This is a genomic window from Paracoccus aminovorans, assembly GCF_900005615.1.
Lineage (GTDB): Bacteria > Pseudomonadota > Alphaproteobacteria > Rhodobacterales > Rhodobacteraceae > Paracoccus > Paracoccus aminovorans.
On record NZ_LN832560.1, the window covers coordinates 147,956 to 164,364 of the forward strand.

At 68.1% G+C, this 16,409-nt stretch carries 12 protein-coding genes and 1 pseudogene; 7 read left to right on the forward strand and 6 right to left on the reverse strand.

Features of this window, described 5'->3' with window-relative positions:
- The first annotated feature begins 25 nt into the window (after positions 1-25).
- The 7 genes and pseudogenes from JCM7685_RS16010 to JCM7685_RS16040 all read left to right on the forward strand — a co-directional run bounded on the left by JCM7685_RS16010 (position 26) and on the right by JCM7685_RS16040 (position 7,714).
- On the forward strand, positions 26-1,276 hold the full coding sequence (locus tag JCM7685_RS16010; RefSeq protein ID WP_074970154.1) for a sarcosine oxidase subunit beta family protein: 1,251 nt from the start codon (positions 26-28) through the stop codon (positions 1,274-1,276).
- A gap of 10 nt (positions 1,277-1,286) precedes the next feature.
- Positions 1,287-1,580: a sarcosine oxidase subunit delta gene (locus JCM7685_RS16015; RefSeq protein ID WP_062563803.1), complete on the forward strand. Its 294-nt coding sequence runs from the start codon at positions 1,287-1,289 to the stop codon at positions 1,578-1,580.
- Positions 1,577-4,507 (forward strand): sarcosine oxidase subunit alpha family protein, encoded by a 2,931-nt coding sequence (locus JCM7685_RS16020; protein ID WP_083412918.1) that lies wholly within the window; start codon positions 1,577-1,579, stop codon positions 4,505-4,507. The genes JCM7685_RS16015 and JCM7685_RS16020 overlap by 4 nt, the downstream gene beginning before the upstream one ends.
- Positions 4,500-5,048, forward strand: a complete 549-nt coding sequence (locus JCM7685_RS16025; RefSeq protein ID WP_074970156.1) for a sarcosine oxidase subunit gamma — start codon at positions 4,500-4,502, stop codon at positions 5,046-5,048. The genes JCM7685_RS16020 and JCM7685_RS16025 overlap by 8 nt, the downstream gene beginning before the upstream one ends.
- Entirely contained in the window at positions 5,045-5,944 is a 900-nt protein-coding gene (gene folD / locus JCM7685_RS16030; protein ID WP_100526140.1) for a bifunctional methylenetetrahydrofolate dehydrogenase/methenyltetrahydrofolate cyclohydrolase FolD, read from the forward strand. The genes JCM7685_RS16025 and folD overlap by 4 nt, the downstream gene beginning before the upstream one ends.
- Positions 5,945-6,075: 131 nt before the next feature.
- A pseudogene (purU, locus tag JCM7685_RS16035) lies at positions 6,076-6,959 on the forward strand (formyltetrahydrofolate deformylase).
- A gap of 110 nt (positions 6,960-7,069) precedes the next feature.
- Positions 7,070-7,714: a helix-turn-helix domain-containing protein gene (locus tag JCM7685_RS16040; RefSeq protein WP_074971297.1), complete on the forward strand. Its 645-nt coding sequence runs from the start codon at positions 7,070-7,072 to the stop codon at positions 7,712-7,714.
- A 37-nt stretch (positions 7,715-7,751) separates the two neighbouring features.
- Here the strand turns inward: JCM7685_RS16040 and JCM7685_RS16045 are convergent, their stop codons facing one another.
- From JCM7685_RS16045 to JCM7685_RS16070, 6 genes are all read right to left on the reverse strand, one after another.
- A complete protein-coding gene (locus JCM7685_RS16045; RefSeq protein ID WP_231964728.1) occupies positions 7,752-9,143 on the reverse strand; it encodes an ammonium transporter in 1,392 nt (463 codons plus the stop codon).
- A gap of 224 nt (positions 9,144-9,367) precedes the next feature.
- Positions 9,368-10,660 carry a serine hydroxymethyltransferase gene (gene glyA, locus JCM7685_RS16050; protein ID WP_100526141.1) on the reverse strand — a complete coding sequence of 431 codons (1,293 nt, stop codon included), beginning with the start codon at positions 10,658-10,660 and terminating at the stop codon, positions 9,368-9,370.
- Positions 10,661-10,673: 13 nt separating this feature from the next.
- A complete protein-coding gene (locus JCM7685_RS16055; RefSeq protein WP_074971141.1) occupies positions 10,674-13,340 on the reverse strand; it encodes a phosphoenolpyruvate carboxylase in 2,667 nt (888 codons plus the stop codon).
- Positions 13,340-14,311 carry a 2-hydroxyacid dehydrogenase gene (locus JCM7685_RS16060; RefSeq protein ID WP_074971143.1) on the reverse strand — a complete coding sequence of 324 codons (972 nt, stop codon included), beginning with the start codon at positions 14,309-14,311 and terminating at the stop codon, positions 13,340-13,342. Before JCM7685_RS16060 ends, JCM7685_RS16055 begins: the two co-directional genes overlap by 1 nt.
- Positions 14,312-14,323: 12 nt before the next feature.
- Positions 14,324-15,205 carry a succinate--CoA ligase subunit alpha gene (gene sucD, locus JCM7685_RS16065; protein ID WP_074971145.1) on the reverse strand — a complete coding sequence of 294 codons (882 nt, stop codon included), beginning with the start codon at positions 15,203-15,205 and terminating at the stop codon, positions 14,324-14,326.
- Complete coding sequence (locus JCM7685_RS16070; protein ID WP_074971147.1) at positions 15,205-16,401, reverse strand: malate--CoA ligase subunit beta; 1,197 nt, start codon at positions 16,399-16,401, stop codon at positions 15,205-15,207. Before JCM7685_RS16070 ends, sucD begins: the two co-directional genes overlap by 1 nt.
- Positions 16,402-16,409 lie beyond the last annotated feature (8 nt).

Sequence of the window (16,409 nt, forward strand, 5' to 3'; positions counted from 1 at the left end):
AAAGACGAATCGGAGTGCTGACACCGTGAGATATTCGGGTTTTCGCGTCATCAAGGAGGCCCTGACGGGCCATAAGGGCTGGAAGCCGATCTGGCGCAATCCCGATCCCCAGCCCGCTTATGACTATGTCATCGTGGGCGGCGGAGGGCATGGCCTCGCAACGGCCTATTACCTGGCCACCACCTTCAAGAAGGCCCGCATCGCGGTGCTTGAGAAAAGCTGGCTCGGCTCGGGCAACATCGGGCGCAACACCACCATCATCCGCTCGAACTACATGCTGCCGGGCAACGAGCCGTTCTATGAATTCTCGATGAAGCTCTGGGAGAACCTGGAGCAGGAATTCAACTTCAACGCCATGGTCAGCCAGCGCGGCATCCTGAACCTGTGCCACACCGACGCGCAGCGCGACGCCTTCCGCCGCCGCGGCAACGCCATGATCTTCGCCGGGGCCGATGCGGAACTCTTGGACCGCGAAGGCGTGCGGCGCATGTATCCCTGGCTGAACTTCGACAATGCGCGCTTCCCGATCAAGGGTGGGCTGCTGCAGCGCCGGGCCGGGACGGCGCGCCACGACGGCGTCGCCTGGGGCTATGCCCGCGGCGCCGACCTGGCCGGCGTGGACCTGATCCAGAACTGCGAAGTCACCGGCTTCCGCATCGAGGGCGGCAAGATCCGCGGCGTCGAGACCTCGCGCGGCTATATCGCCGCCGGCAAGGTCGGCGTGGCGGTGGCGGGCTCGTCGGGCCGGGTCATGGCCCAGGCGGGCATGCGCCTGCCGATCGAAAGCCACGTGCTGCAAGCCTTCGTCTCCGAGGGGCTGAAGCCGACCATCGACGGCGTCATCACCTTCGGCGCCGGGCATTTCTACGTCAGCCAGTCCGACAAGGGCGGGTTGGTCTTCGGCGGCGACATCGACGGCTACAACTCCTATGCCCAACGCGGCAACATGGCGGTGATCGAGGACGTGGCCCAGGGCGGCATGGCCCTGATGCCGGCCATCGGCCGGGCGCGGCTGCTGCGGGTCTGGGGCGGCATCATGGACATGTCCATGGACGGCTCGCCCATCATCGACAAGACGCCTGTCGAGGGCCTGTATCTGAATGCCGGCTGGTGCTACGGCGGCTTCAAGGCCACGCCCGCCAGCGGCTATGCCTTCGCGCATCTTCTGGCCACCGACACGCCGCACGACACCGCCAAGGCCTATCGGCTGGACCGGTTCGCGCGCGGCTATCCCATCGACGAAAAAGGCATGGGCGCCACGCCCAATCTGCATTGAGGGCCATGACATGCTGATCCCCCATCCCCTGCTTGGCCTGCGCGACTCGGAAGAGTTCTCGTATCTCGGCGATGCCACCCTGCTGGAGCGTCCCGACGGCATGGCCGCCGACGCGCCGCAGCGCTTCTATGAATACCAGCACCTGCGCGACAACCCGGCCGGCGTCCACCGCGAGCTGTGGTTCCACGAACAGGGCGACCGCAGCTGGCTGGTCGTCACCCGCAACACCGTCACGCACGAGATCCTGGGCGCCGAACTGGCCCGCGACGTGAAGCTGGCGATGGCGAAAGGCGGTGCGGCATGACCCGGCTTTCCGGCGGTCTGATCGACCGCAACCGCAGCCTGAACTTCACCTTCGACGGCAAGTCCTATACCGGTCATGCCGGCGACACGCTGGCCTCGGCCCTGCTCGCCAACGATGTCCGGCTGATGGGCCGCGGCTTCAAGTATCACCGCCCGCGCGGCGTCTTCTCGGCCGGCTCGGAAGAGCCGAACGCGCTTGTCGAACTGCGCCAGGGCAACCGGCAGGAGCCGAACACCCGCGCCCCGGTGATCGAGCTGTTCGAGGGGCTGGACGCCCGCAGCCAGAACCACGTCGGCTCGCTGGGCTTCGACCTGCTGGCGGTGAACGACCTGCTGTCGCCCTTCTTCGCGGCGGGGTTCTATTACAAGACCTTCATGTGGCCGCGCGCCTTCTGGGAAAAATTCTACGAGCCGGCGATCCGCCGCGCGGCGGGGCTGGGCAGCCTGTCGATGCAGGCCGATCCCGATGCCTATGACTCGGGCTTCCTGCATTGCGACCTGCTGGTGATCGGCGGCGGCGCGGCCGGGATCGCGGCGGCGCTGACCGCGGCGCGGGCCGGGGCGCAGGTCATCCTGGCGGACGAGGATTTCCGCCTGGGTGGCCGGTTGCTGTCGGAAAGCGCGCCGCTGGACCGGCCGGCGGCCGAATGGATCGCCGAGGTCGAGGCCGAGTTCGCCAGCCTGCCGAACCTGCGCGTCATGCGCCGCACCACGGTCTGGGGCGCCTTCGACCACGGCATCTATGGCGCGCTGGAACGCATCTCGGACCACCTGCCCACCCCGGGCAACCGGGTGCGGCAGACGCTGTGGCGCATCACCTCGAAACGCGCGATCCTGGCCGCCGGCGCGACCGAGCGCCACATCCCCTTCGCCAACAACGACCGGCCCGGCGTGATGCTGTCGGGCGCGATGCGGGCCTATGCCAACCGCTGGGCGGTCAGCCCGGCCAAGCGGGTCGCGATCTTTACCAACAACGACGACGGCCACCGCACCGCGCAGGACCTGGCCGCCAAGGGGGTCGAGATCGCGGCGGTGGTGGATTCGCGCAGCGGCGGCCAGTCGCTGGGCAGCTACCGCACCATCGCCGGCGGCCGTGTCACCGACAGCAAGGGCCGGCTGGGCCTGACCAAGATCGAGGTGACGCAGAACGGCCGCGCGGAATGGATCGACTGCGGCGCGCTCGGCGTCTCGGGCGGCTGGAACCCGAACCTGCACATCGCCTCGCACCATCGCGGCCGGCCGGTCTGGAACGAGGCCGCGCAGGCCTTCCTGGCCGAGGACGGCAATGTCGCGGGCCTGTCCATCGCCGGCGCCGCAGCCGGCAAGGGCTCGACCGCGCAGGCGCTGGCCTCGGGGGCCCAGGCGGCGGTGGCGGCGCTGGCCGACATCGGCATCTCGGCGCATCTGCCCGACCTGCCGCGGGGCGAGGACGCGGGGCTGAACCTGCAACCCCTGTGGCATGTGCCCGGCAAGGGCCGCGCCTGGGTCGATTTCCAGAACGACGTGACCGTCAAGGACGTGAAGCTGGCCTATGTGGAAAACCTGCGCCCGGTCGAGCATCTGAAGCGCTGGACCACGCTCGGGATGGCGACCGACCAGGGCAAGACCGCGAACGTGACCGCGCTTGCCGTGATGGCCGAGCTGACCGGCCAGTCGATCAACCAGACCGGCACCACCATCTTCCGCCCGCCCTATACGCCGGTCGCGATGTCGGCCCTGGGCGGCGGCGACACCGGCGCGCATTTCCGTCCCCGCCGGCTGACGCCCACGCATGAATGGGCGAAATCGCAGGGCGCGGTCTTCGTCGAGGTCGGGCAATGGATGCGGGCGCAATACTTCCCCCGCAAGGGCGAGACCGAGTGGCGCCAGACCGTGGACCGCGAAGTCCTGGCCACCCGCGCGGGCGTCGGCATCTGCGACGTGACCACGCTGGGCAAGGTCGACGTGCAGGGCGCCGATGCCGGCGAGTTCCTGGACAGGGTCTATGCCAATGCGATGAAGTCGCTGAAGGTCGGCATGGTCCGCTATGGGCTGATGCTGCGCGAGGACGGCTTCGCCTGGGACGACGGCACCTGCGCCCGGCTGGCCGAGGACCAGTATGTGGTGACCACCACCACCGCCAACGCCGGCACCATCTATCGCCATATGGAGTTCTGCCGGCAATGCCTCTGGCCCGAGCTGGACGTGCAGCTGATCTCGACCACCGACGCCTGGGCACAGATGTCGGTCGCGGGTCCGAATGCGCGCAAGCTGCTGGAACGCGTCGTGGACGGGTTCGACCTGTCGAACGAGGCCTTCCCCTTCATGGCCTGCGCCAACCTGACGGTTTGCGGCGGTCTGCGGGCGCGGCTGTTCCGCATCAGCTTCTCGGGCGAACTGGCCTATGAGATCGCGGTGCCGGCGCGCTATGGCAATGCGCTGATGCAGCGGATGATGCAGCAGGGGGCCGACCTGGGCGCGACCCCCTACGGCACCGAGGCGCTCGGGGTGCTGCGCATCGAGAAAGGCCACGCCGCCGGCAACGAGCTGAACGGCCAGACCACCGCGCAGATGCTGGGCATGGGCAAGATGGTCTCGACCAAGAAGGACTCGATCGGCGCGGTGCTGTCGCGGCGCGAGGGCATGGTGGCGGATCAGCGGGTGCTGGTCGGTTTCCAGCCGGTCAACGCCTCGGATCCCGTGGTCGCCGGCGCGCATCTCTTTGCCGAGGGCGCGGTCCAGGACACCTGGAACGACCAGGGCTGGATCACTTCGGCCTGCTTCTCGCCCCATGTCGGCAGCGGCATCGGGCTGGGCTATCTGGTGAACGGCGCCGCCCGCATGGGCCAGGTGGTCGTCGCCGCCAACCCGCTGCAAGGTCAGTCCGTGCGCCTGCGCGTGGTCTCGGCCCATTTCGTTGACCCCGAAGGAGGACGCCTTCGTGACTGATCTCACGCCAATCTGCGCCCTGGGCGCGGCGGTGCCGCAATCCCGCCGGATCGGGGCCGTGACCCTGACCGAGAACGCCGAGCTGGGCCTGGCCTCGCTGGCCCTGCGCCGGGGCGGCACCGCGCCCGACCTGGGCCTGGCCCTGCCCGGCCCTGGCGGCTGGGCCGAGGGCGGCGGCATCGCCGCCTTCTGGACCGGGCCGGACCAGTGGATGGTCGAATTCCCGGGCCGCGCCGCCGAGGACGTGGCGGCGCTTCTCGCCGCGCCCGGCTGCTCGGTGACCGAGCAGACCGACGGTTTCGTCGCCTTCGAGATCCAGGCGCCCGAGCCCGCGCTGCTGGCGCTGCTGTCGAAGCTGGTCAACGTCGATCCGGCGCGCTTCGGACCCGGCGCGGCCACCCGCACCGGGTTTCACCACATGAGCGTCTTCGTCATCCGCCGCGCGGCGGACCGGCTTGCGCTGCTGGGCATGCGCTCGGCCGCCGGCACCATCTGGCACGCCTTGGTCGAGGCCGCCGAACGCCAAGAGGAAATGGCATGAGCGATATCATTGACGGGAAGTTGTTTTCGTCTGGGGTTCGGGGCCGTGTTGCGGCTTCGGTTTCGGAGCTGAAGGCGCGGGGGATCGTTCCCGGGCTTGCGGTGGTTCTGGTGGGCGAGGATCCGGCGAGCCAGGTCTATGTCAGGAACAAGGGCATCCAGACCCGCGAGGCCGGCATGGAAAGCTTCGAGCACAAGCTCGACGCCTCTGTCTCGCAAGAGGAACTGCTGGCGCTGGTCGCCAGGCTCAATGCCGACCCGGCCGTGCACGGCATCCTGGTGCAGCTGCCGCTGCCCGGCCACATGGACGCCGAGGCGGTCATCAACGCCATCGACCCCCAGAAGGACGTGGACGGGTTCCACATCCTGAACGTCGGCCTCTTGGGCACCGGGCAGAAGAGCATGGTGCCCTGCACGCCGCTGGGCTGCCTGCTGATGCTCAAGGACCGGCTGGGCGATCTGGCGGGGCTGAACGCGGTGGTCGTGGGACGCTCGAACATCGTCGGCAAGCCGATGGCGCAACTGCTGCTGAAGGAAAGCTGCACCGTCACCATCGCGCACAGCCGCACCAAGGACCTGGCCGCGGTCTGCCGCGGCGCCGACATCCTGGTCGCCGCCGTCGGCCGGCCGCGGATGATCCCCGGCGACTGGGTCAAGCCCGGCGCCACGGTGATCGACGTCGGCATCAACCGCATCGAGGAAGGCGGCAAGACCCGGCTGGTCGGCGATGTCGACTACGACAGCGCCGCCCAGGTCGCCGGTGCCATCACCCCGGTGCCGGGCGGCGTCGGGCCGATGACCATCGCCTGCCTGCTGGCCAATACGCTGACCGCCTGCTGCCGGGCCAACGGCCTGCCCGACCCCGAGCTGGTGGGCACCGAGGAAACCGTCGCCTGAGACCTGCCGGGGGGCCCGGGGGCTCCGCCCCCACGCGGCTGCGGCCCCTCGATGGGGCCGCAGCCGCGTTCCCCCGGGATATTTGTGCACAAAAGAAGCCGGGCCCGGTGCCCGGGACAGTGGAGAAAGCAATGACCAAATACTGCCTGACCGTCGCCTGCGCCACCAAGCGCGGCATCGTCGCCGCCATCTCGGGCTATCTGGCCGAGAAGGGCTGCAACATCACCGATTCCAGCCAGTTCGACGACATGGAGAACGACCAGTTCTTCATGCGCGTCAGCTTCCTCTCCGAAGAGGGCGTGGGGCTGGAGGAGCTGCGCCGGGACTTCGCCGAGATCTCGGAAAGCTTCGACATGGTCTCGTCCTTCCATGACGAGACCGAGAAGATGAAGGTCGTGATCATGGTCAGCCGCTTCGGCCACTGCCTGAACGACCTGCTGTACCGCTGGCGCATCGGCGCGCTGCCGATCGACATCGTGGCGGTGATCAGCAACCACATGGACTATCAGAAGGTGGTGGTGAACCACGACCTGCCGTTCCATTGCATCAAGGTCACCAAGGAGAACAAGCCCCAGGCCGAGGCCGAGCAGCTGCGCATCGTGCGCGACAGCGGCGCCGAGCTGATCGTGCTGGCGCGCTACATGCAGGTTCTGTCGGACCAGATGTGCAAGGAGATGTCGGGGCGGATCATCAACATCCACCACTCGTTCCTGCCGTCGTTCAAGGGCGCCAACCCCTACAAGCAGGCCTTCGAGCGCGGTGTGAAGCTGATCGGCGCCACCAGCCATTACGTGACCGCCGACCTGGACGAGGGCCCGATCATCGAGCAGGACATCATCCGCGTCACCCACGCCCAGTCGCCCGAGGACTACGTCTCGCTGGGCCGCGACGTGGAAAGCCAGGTCCTGGCCCGCGCCATCCACGCCCATATCCACCGCCGCGTCTTCCTCAACGGCAACAAGACCGTCGTCTTCCCCCCTCCCCGGGCTCCTACGCCTCCGAGCGCATGGGGTGAAAAGAAACTTTTCCGGCACAGGGACCAGTCATTCGGAAGCTGAGGATTGCAATTCGGCGCAATCCTCAGCAGAGTCCGGCTTTCCTCGCAGGAAAGGGACTAGGTCGGAGATGGCCAGGAAATCGGTCAGCCAGATGAAGCTGTCGCAGGACCCTCATGCCCTGCGCGACATTTCGGAAAAGAACCTCGAGGTGGCCATCGGTCGGGCGGTGCGCGAATTGCGCAAGCGGCAGCGCATGACCGGGGCCGACCTGGCGGCGCAGACCGGGCTGTCGGTCGGCATGCTGTCCAAGATCGAGAACGGGGTGATCTCGTCGTCGCTGGGCACCCTGCAGGCGCTGGCCAATGCCTTGCGCGTGCCGCTGATCCAGCTGTTCTCGAGCTATGCCGAGCCGCGCGGGGCCATGCATGTCAAATCCGGCCAGGGCGTCGAGATCGAGCGCGCGGGCACCCGCGCCGGGCACCAGTATCACCTGCTGGGCCATATCGGCTCGAACAACTCGGGGGTGGTGGTCGAACCCTACATGATCGTGCTGACGACCGAGAGCGACCGCTTCCAGACCTTCCAGCACGAGGGGATCGAGCTGCTCTACATGCTCGAGGGCGTCGTCACCTATCGCCACGCCGACCAGGCTTATCGGCTGGAGCCGGGCGATACGCTGCTGTTCGACGCCGATGCGCCGCACGGACCGGTCGAGCTGAACGAATTGCCGGCGCGCTATCTGTCGATCATCACCTATCCGCAGAGCAAGTGAGGCCGGGCGCACTGCCCGGCCCCGGCCTGAGGGCCCCCTAGCCGGCGGTCCTGGCCGCGGCGCCGGCCGGCACGGGCGCGGCATGGCCCACGGGTCCGGCCTGCACCGCCGCGCCGGCATAGGTGCCGTCGCCCAGCCGATAGCCGACCTCGCCGTGTTCCGAGGTGTCGAGTCCGTCGAACTCGGCCTCTTCGTCGACGCGCAACCCGACCAGGGCGCCGGCGATCTTCAGCGCGATCCAGGTGGTGGCCAGCGACACCAGGATGCTGAAGCCCATGATCGCCAGCTGCGGCAGCATCTGGGTCATCAGGCTGCGGCCCTCGGGGTAGCCGAGGCCGCCCAGCACCGGCGAGGCGAAGACCACCGTCAGCACGCCGCCGACCGCCGCGCCGACGCCATGCACGCCGAAGACGTCGAAACTGTCGTCATAGCCGAAGCGGCGCTTGACCCCCTCGACAGCGAAGACGCAGGCCGGCGCGGTCAGGAAGCCCACCGCCACCGCCCCGGCCGGTCCGACGAAGCCGCAAGCCGGGGTGATCGCGACCAGCCCGCCGATGGCGCCCGAAAGCAGGCCGAAGGTGCTGGCCCGGCCGCGATGCAGCCATTCCGCCGCCATCCAGCCAAGCGCACCGCCGGCGCCGCCCAGCATGGTGTTCAGCATCACCAGCGCCGAGAACCCGTTCGCCGCCAGCGCGCAGCCGCCGCAGAAGGCCAGCCAGCCGACCCAGAGCATGGCGCCGCCGGTATAGGTCATGGTCATGTTGTGCGGCGCCATCATCGTGGTGCCGTAGCCCCGGCGCGGCCCCAGCACCAGCGCGCAGACCAGCGCCGCCATCCCGGCGTTCAGGTGCACGACATTGCCGCCGGCGAAGTCCTGCACGCCGATGTCGAAGACCCAGCCGCCGCCCCAGGCCATATGTGCCATCGGGACATAGTTGATCGTCAGCCAGACCGCCATGAACACCAGCACGGCGGCGAATTTCATCCGCTCGGCAAAGGCACCGACGATGATCGGGGGCGTGATCGCCGCGAACATCAGCATGAACAGCACATAGAGGTATTCGGGGATGGTGCCGACCATGCTGTCCGGCGTGACTCCGGCCAGGAACAGTTTGCCCGTCCCGCCGATCACCGCGTTCAGCCCGCCCTCGTCGAAGCTGAGCGAATAGCCGTATGCCATCCACAGCACCGCGATCAGCGCGACCGAAGCGAAAATATGCGTCAGCACCGACAGCACGTTCTTCGACCGCGCCATGCCGGCATAGAACAGCCCGAGCCCGGGCAACATCATCAGCATCACCACCAGCGCACAGGTGGCGACGAAGGCGGTGTCCCCGGCGCTCGGCGCGGGCGCGACCTCCTGCGCGCGGGCAAGGGCGGGAAGCAGGGCGACGGGCAGAGCCGCCGGCAGGGATTTCTTCAGTGTCATGGCGATTCCCATCATGGCAATGTGCGTTGCCCCATGATGGGCGTGCGGGCGCGATGGGAAAGTTTCCTGCCGATGAATTTGCGGTCCTGGAAAGAATAGCGCCGCTCTGCCTTTCAGCGCGCCACGCTGCCCTTTCCCAGGGCAATCTGCGGCCGGCCTCGACGCGAAACGCCGGCCCCTTTGGGGGCCGGCGTTATGGTGCGTCCTGCCGTGGGCAGGCGCGATCACATGCCGCTGTAGAGCGGGAACTTGGCGCAGAGCGCCTCGACCTCGGCCTTCACCTTGGCCTCGACCGCGGCATTGCCGTCCTCGCCGTTCGCCGCCAGCCCGTCGACCACCTCGACGATCCAGCGCGCGATCTGGCGGAACTCGGCCTCGCCGAAGCCCCGCGTCGTGCCCGCCGGCGCACCCAGGCGGATGCCCGAGGTCACGAAGGGCTTTTCCGGGTCGAAGGGCACGCCGTTCTTGTTGCAGGTGATGTGCGCCCGACCCAGCGCCGCCTCGGTCGCCTTGCCGGTCACGCCCTTCGGACGCAGGTCCGCCAGGCACAGGTGGTTGTCGGTGCCGCCCGAAACGATGTCGATGCCGCCCTTCATCAGCTCGTCGGCCATGGCCTGGGCGTTCTTCACCACCTGCGCGGCGTAATCCTTGAAGCCCGGGCGCAGCGCCTCGCCGAAGGCCACCGCCTTGGCCGCGATCACATGCATCAACGGGCCGCCCTGCAGGCCGGGGAACACCGCCGCGTTGATCTTTTTGGCGATGGCCTCGTCGTTGGTCAGCACCATGCCGCCGCGCGGGCCGCGCAGGGATTTGTGCGTGGTCGTGGTCACGACATGGGCATGCGGCAGCGGCGAGGGATGCTGGCCGCCGGCGACCAGGCCCGCGATATGGGCCATGTCGACCATCAGATAGGCCCCGACCTCGTCGGCGATCTTGCGGAACTCGGCCCAGTCCCAGATCCGGGAATAGGCGGTGCCGCCGGCGACGATCAGCTTGGGCTTGTGCTCATGCGCCTTCTTGCGGACGTCCTCCATGTCCAGGAGCTGGTCCTGCTGGCGCACGCCGTAGCTGACGACGTTGAACCACTTGCCCGACATGTTGACCGGCGAGCCGTGGGTCAGGTGGCCGCCCGAATTGAGGTCGAGCCCCATGAAGGTGTCGCCCGGCTGCAAAAGCGCCAGGAACACGGCCTGGTTCATCTGGCTGCCCGAGTTCGGCTGCACGTTGGCGAAGCCGCAGTCGAAGAGCTCTTTGGCGCGCTCGATGGCCAGGTCCTCGACGATGTCGACATACTGGCAGCCGCCGTAGTAGCGCTTGCCGGGGTAGCCTTCGGCGTATTTGTTGGTCAGGACCGAGCCCTGCGCCTCGAGCACCGCCTTCGAGACGATGTTCTCGGACGCGATCAGCTCGATCTCCTCGCGCTGGCGGCCAAGCTCCTGCCGGATCGCACCGAAAATATCGGGGTCGCGGCTGTCAAGTGCCTCGGTGAAAAAGCCGGTCCGATTCTGTTCGTTCATGCTGTCTCTCTCCTCATCCTGTCCAGCCGAGCGCGGCGGAAATGCAATTCATCGTCTGCATCAGCGCAACGGGGACGCCCTGTCCGGTCTGGTCGCGATTGTCGCGGTTGTCGCGCAGCAGCCGGATCTGCAGGTCGTGCACGCGGTCCAGGTCGGCCCGAACCCGGTCGAAGCGGGTCGCCATGATCGGGAAGCGCGCGCCGATCGGGCTGCCGCCGTTCAGGAACGTCACCGCGGCGCAGCTGTCCTCGTATTCCTGGCGGATGCGGCCGAAGATGTCGTCGCCCACCGCGCCGTCGCCGACCAGCGCCCGGTATTGCGCCGCCACCGCCATGTCGGCGTGGAACAGCGATTTCTCGGTCTCGTCCACGATCAGGCGGAAGACGCCGGAGTCCTGGACCATGCGGCGCAAGAGCTTGTCGCCCTCGGCCCGGTGGAAGCGGCGGAAGGTGGCGATGGCCGAGCCGAAGCCGTACCAGCCCGAGATCAGGTGCCGGTTCTGCGACCAGGCAAAGACCCAGGGGATCGCGCGCAGGTCGTCCAGGCTTTGCGCGCCGAAGCGGCGGGCCGGGCGCGAGCCCATCTTCAGCATGGTCAATTCCTCGACCGGGCTGGCCTGGTTGAAATAGTCGATGAAGCCCGGCCGATTCAGCAGCCCGCGATAGGTGGTGCAGCTGAGATCCGACAGCGCTTCGAGCGTATCGTTGAACTCGGGGCGCACCGGCTCGACCGCCGTGGCCAGCGACTGCGCCATGACCGACGAGGCCAAGAGCTCAAGCTCATATTGCGCGGTGCCGCGGTTGGCGTATTTCGAGGACACCACCTCGCCCTGTTCGGTGGTGCGCAGCCGGCCGTTGATGGTGCCGGCGGGCTGGGCGGCGATGGCGCGTTCGGTGGGCGCCTGCCCGCGGCTGACCGAGCCGCCCCGGCCGTGGAAGAAGATCGGCTGCAGACCGTGACCGGCCAGCACGCGGGTGATGCTGCGCTGCGCCTTTTCCAGCTCGCGGCTGGCGCAAAGGAAGCCGCCGTCCTTGTTGCTGTCGGAATAGCCCAGCATGATCTCGATGCGGCGACCCTCGATCTCCAGGCTGCGGCGGGCGACGGGCACCCGCAACAGCTCGTCGAGGATCACCGGGGCGGCCCGCAGGTCGCCGATGGTCTCGAACAGCGGCACGACGCGCAGGTCCAGCCGTTCCGGGCCGAAGCCGGCATAGCGCGCCAGCAGGAACACGCCCAGGAGGTCGTCGCAGGACCGGGTCATCGACAGGATGAACGGGCCGATGCCCAGCGGGTCGACGCCGAAGCGGGTGGTCCGCATCAGGTCCAGCAGGCTGAGCAATTCGACCGTCTCGGCCGAAAGCGCGGCCGGGTCCAGGGCCGGCAGCTCTTCCTGCACGATCTCGGCCCGCAGGCGCTGCGACCATTCCGGCGTGCCGTATTCCGGCGTTTCGGGTCCCCAGATCGAGGCCAGCGCCCGGGTGGTGACCGAGGAATTCTGCCGCACGTCCAGCGTCACCGTACGGAAGCCGAAGACCTCGGCCTGCCAGCGCAGCGGCCGGATCAGCCGTTCGGCCAGCCCGTCGGCGTCGATCGCCATCAGCGCGTCCTCGACCCGCCGCAGCTCGGCGATATAGTCGCGCACATGCGCATAGGCCGGGCCGGCGCCCGCCGCGGTCGCGGCGATGCGGCGTCCGATGGCGCTGATCGCCTGGCGGAACAGCTCGCCGGGATTGCGGTGCTGCTGGCCCTCGGGCGGCGGGGCGGCGTCGATCACCGCCTTCAGCAGCGCGCGCGCCTCGTCGGGCAGCTGCGCGATGGCGCTGCTGATGCTGAGCTGCCGTGCGGCCAGGTCCAGGCCCTGCCGGCAGCGGTCCAGCGCCGCCGCGCGGCCCAGTTCCAGCGCGGTGCGGGTGGTTTCGGTGGTGACATGCGGATTGCCGTCGCGGTCGCCGCCGATCCAGGAGTGGAACCGCAAGAGCGGCCCGGCCTCTTCGGCGCTGCCGTATTCCGGGCCGACCGCGTCGCGGAAGCGGCGCACCATGTTCGGCACCGCATCGAACAGGCTGTCGCGGAAGAACTGCAGGCCCCATTCAATTTCGTCGACCGGGGTCGGACGCTGGCGGCGCAATTCGCCGGTCAGCCACAAGAGGTCGATCTCGCTTTCCAGATCGGCGAAGAGCTGCGCCCTTTCGCGCGGCGTCCAGCGGTCGGTTTCCAGCGCGACCAGCCCGCGATAGATGCGGCGGTGGATTTCCAGCACGGTGACGCGCTTGGCCTCGGTCGGATGCGCCGTCAGCGTCGGGCCGACGTTGAGGTCCTGCACGTTGCGCCAGAAACTTTCCGGCGGCATCTGCGGGCTATGCGCCAGCACCCGGGCGAAACTGCCTTCCACGGCGGCGGGTCCCTCGCGGGTCTCGACCATGCGGCGGGCGCGGGTGGCGACGTTTTCGTCGATGATCTTCAGCAGCTGGAACCAGATGTTCAGCGCCTGCAGGCAGGCGGTGGCATCCGCGCCCTGCGGCAGCGCGACCGTCTCGCCCGAGAGCAGCGGCAGGATCCCCGGCGCGCGGCGGTCGATGACATTGCCCCACAATTCCCGCAGTTCGGACCGCAGCCTTTCGGCATAGGCGTCCACGGTCTCGTCCGACGGGCGCGGCCCGATGCGATGAAGCCCCTGCATCAGTTCACCCTGTCGCGGGGGTCGCGTCCTGCAAAGAAGTCCTCGAGATTGTCCAGGACGCGGAAGCCCATCGCCTCGCGCGCCTCGCGGGTGGCGCTGCCCAGATGCGGCAGCATCACCAGCCGGCCGCTGTTCTTCAGCGTGGGATTGATGTTCGGCTCTCCGTCGAAGACGTCCAGCGCGGCGCCGCCGATGGATTCGAAGGACAGCGCATGCGACAGCGCCATCTCGTCGATGACCTCGCCGCGGGCGGTGTTGATCAGATAGGCGTTCGGCCGCATCAGGTTCAGCCGGTGCGCGTTGATCAGGTGGCGGTTGGCCTCGCCCCCCGGGCAGTGCAGCGACACGAAATCGCATTGCGGCAGCAGTTCGTCGATGCTGTCGACCTGGGTGGCGTCGCAGCGGGCCAGGACCTCGGGCGCGACCGGGTGCAGGTTGTAGGCCAGGATGCGCATCCCGAAGCCGTGATGCGCGCGCTTGGCCATTTCCTGGCCGATGCGGCCATAGCCGACGATGCCCAGCGTCTTGCCGGTGACCTTGGTGCCGACCAGATGCGTCGGCCGCCAGCCGGTCCAGCGGCCGGCGCGCAGCTCGCGCTCGCCCTCGCCGGCGCGGCGGGCCACCATCAGCATCAGCGTCATCGCCAGGTCGGCGGTGCATTCGCTGAGCACGTCGGGGGTATTGGTCACGACGATGCCTTGCCGCCCCGCCTGTTCCAGGTCGATGTGGCTGTAGCCCACGCCGTAGTTGGCCAGAATCCGCGTTTGCGGCTTGTCCACCTCCAGCGCGGGCGCGCCGATCTTGTCGGTGACGGTGGGCAGGATTGCGTCGTATTTCCGCAATGCTGCCCGCAGATCCTCGGGTGCCAGCGGCTTGTCGGAAAGATTCAGCTGTGCGTCGAACTGTTCGGACAGCCGCGCCTCGACCGCTGCGGGCCAGCGGCGCGTGACAAGAACCCGAGGTTTCACCATCTGTGCCTCCGTTTACTGCAGGACGCGGGCGATGGTCTGGCCGATCACCGCCGGGTTTTCGGCCATGGTGATGCCGGCCGCCGACAGGATCTCGACCTTTTCCGAAGCGCTTTCCCCGAAGGCCGAGATGATCGCGCCGGCATGGCCCATGGTGCGGCCCTTGGGCGCGGTCAGGCCGGCGATATAGGCCACGACCGGCTTGGTCACATGCTCGCGGATGTAGTCGGCGGCCTCGGCTTCCTGCGGCCCGCCGATCTCGCCGATCAGGCAGATGGCATGGGTGTCGTCGTCGTTCTGGAAATGCTCCAGCACGTCGCGGAAGGACGAGCCGTTGATCGGGTCGCCGCCGATGCCGACCGAGGTCGAGACCCCCAGCCCCAGCTCTTTCAGCTGCGCCGCCGCCTCATAGCCCAGCGTGCCCGAGCGGCCGATGATTCCGATATGGCCCTGCATATAGATGTGGCCGGGCATGATCCCCAGCATGGCCTTGCCGGGGCTGATGGTGCCGGCGCAGTTCGGGCCGGTCAGGATCATGCGGCGCTCTTTCGGATAGCGGTACATGTAGCGCTTGACGCGGATCATGTCCTGGGCCGGGATGCCGTCGGTGATGCAGACGCAGTAGTTGATGCCGGCGTCCGCGGCCTCCATGATGCTGTCGGCGGCAGCCGGCGGCGGCACGAAGACCAGCGAGGCCTGAGCCCCGGTCGCCTCGACCGCTTCCTTGACGGTGTTGAAGACCGGCACGCCCTCGCAGGTCTCGCCGCCCTTGCCGGGCACGACGCCGCCCACGACATTGGTGCCGTAGTCGATCATCTCCTTGGTGTGGAAGCGGGCCATCTTGCCGGTGATGCCCTGAACGATGACGCGGGTTTCGCGATCCAGAAAAATGCTCATCAGACGGCCCTCAGGTTCGAGTTCTTCTTGACGTCGGCCTGCCATGCGGCGACGGCGCGTTCGGCGGCCTCCATCAGGGTGGTGGCGCGGATCAGGGGCAGGCCGGACTGGGCCAGGATCTTTTGCCCCTCTTCGACATTGGTGCCGGCCAGGCGGACGATGACCGGCACGTCCACCGGATCGTCGCGCAGCGCCTTGACGACGCCCTCGGCCACCCAGTCGCAGCGGTTGATACCGGCGAAGATGTTGACCAGGATCGCCTGCACGTTCTTGTCCGACAGCACCAGGCGGAAGGCCTTGGACACCCGCTCGGGCGTGGCGCCGCCGCCGATGTCGAGGAAGTTCGCGGGCTCGCCACCGGCCAGCTTGATCGTGTCCATGGTCGCCATGGCTAGGCCGGCGCCGTTCACGATGCAGCCGATGTTGCCCTCCAGCCCGACATAGGACAGGCCGCGGTCGGCGGCGCGGGATTCGCGCGGGTCCTCTTGCGACTTGTCGCGCAGCTCGCTGATCTGCGGGTGCCGGAACAGGGCGTTGTTGTCGAAGGTCATCTTGGCGTCCAGCGCCAGGATGCGGTCGTCCGAGGTCACCACCAGCGGGTTGATTTCCACCATGGTCGCATCGAGGTCGCGGAAGGCGCGGTAGCAGCCCATCAGCGTGCGCACCATCTGCTGGATCAGCGCCGGCTTGATGCCAAGCGCGAAGGCGATCTCGCGGGCCTGGAATTCGCGCAGGCCGACCGCCGGTTCGATCGCGGCGCGGACGATGCTGTCGGGCTTGTCGGCCGAGATCTCCTCGATCTCCATCCCCCCCTCGCCCGAGGCGACGATCATCACCCGCTGGCTGGCGCGGTCCAGGACGAAGCCCAGATAGATCTCGCGCAGAATCGGCACCGCGGCCTCGACATAGACGCGGTAGATGCCCTTGCCCTCGGGCCCGGTCTGATGCGTCACCAGCTTCTGACCGAACATGTTCTCGGTCACGTCCTGGATTTCGCTGTCGCTGCTGCAGACCTTGACGCCGCCGGCCTTGCCGCGGCCGCCGGCATGGACCTGGGCCTTGACCACCCAGCGGTCACCGCCCATCTCGCGCGCCCGGTAGGCAGCCTGTTCCGGGCTATAGGCCAATGCGCCGGTGGGAATGCCCACCCCGAACTTGCTGAGCAGTTCCTTGGCCTGATATTCGTGGATATCCATAAGTTCTC

Bases quoted from the DNA above. Each gene is read 5' to 3' on its own strand.
- JCM7685_RS16015 (WP_062563803.1), top strand. From the start codon at position 1,287: ATGCTGATCCCCCATCCCCTGCTTGGCCTGCGCGACTCGGAAGAGTTC.
- JCM7685_RS16020 (WP_083412918.1), top strand. From the start codon at position 1,577: ATGACCCGGCTTTCCGGCGGTCTGATCGACCGCAACCGCAGCCTGAAC.
- folD (WP_100526140.1), top strand. From the start codon at position 5,045: ATGAGCGATATCATTGACGGGAAGTTGTTTTCGTCTGGGGTTCGGGGC.
- JCM7685_RS16040 (WP_074971297.1), top strand. From the start codon at position 7,070: ATGGCCAGGAAATCGGTCAGCCAGATGAAGCTGTCGCAGGACCCTCAT.
- JCM7685_RS16045 (WP_231964728.1), bottom strand. From the start codon at position 9,143: ATGACACTGAAGAAATCCCTGCCGGCGGCTCTGCCCGTCGCCCTGCTT.
- glyA (WP_100526141.1), bottom strand. From the start codon at position 10,660: ATGAACGAACAGAATCGGACCGGCTTTTTCACCGAGGCACTTGACAGC.
- JCM7685_RS16055 (WP_074971141.1), bottom strand. From the start codon at position 13,340: ATGCAGGGGCTTCATCGCATCGGGCCGCGCCCGTCGGACGAGACCGTG.
- JCM7685_RS16060 (WP_074971143.1), bottom strand. From the start codon at position 14,311: ATGGTGAAACCTCGGGTTCTTGTCACGCGCCGCTGGCCCGCAGCGGTC.
- sucD (WP_074971145.1), bottom strand. From the start codon at position 15,205: ATGAGCATTTTTCTGGATCGCGAAACCCGCGTCATCGTTCAGGGCATC.
- JCM7685_RS16070 (WP_074971147.1), bottom strand. From the start codon at position 16,401: ATGGATATCCACGAATATCAGGCCAAGGAACTGCTCAGCAAGTTCGGG.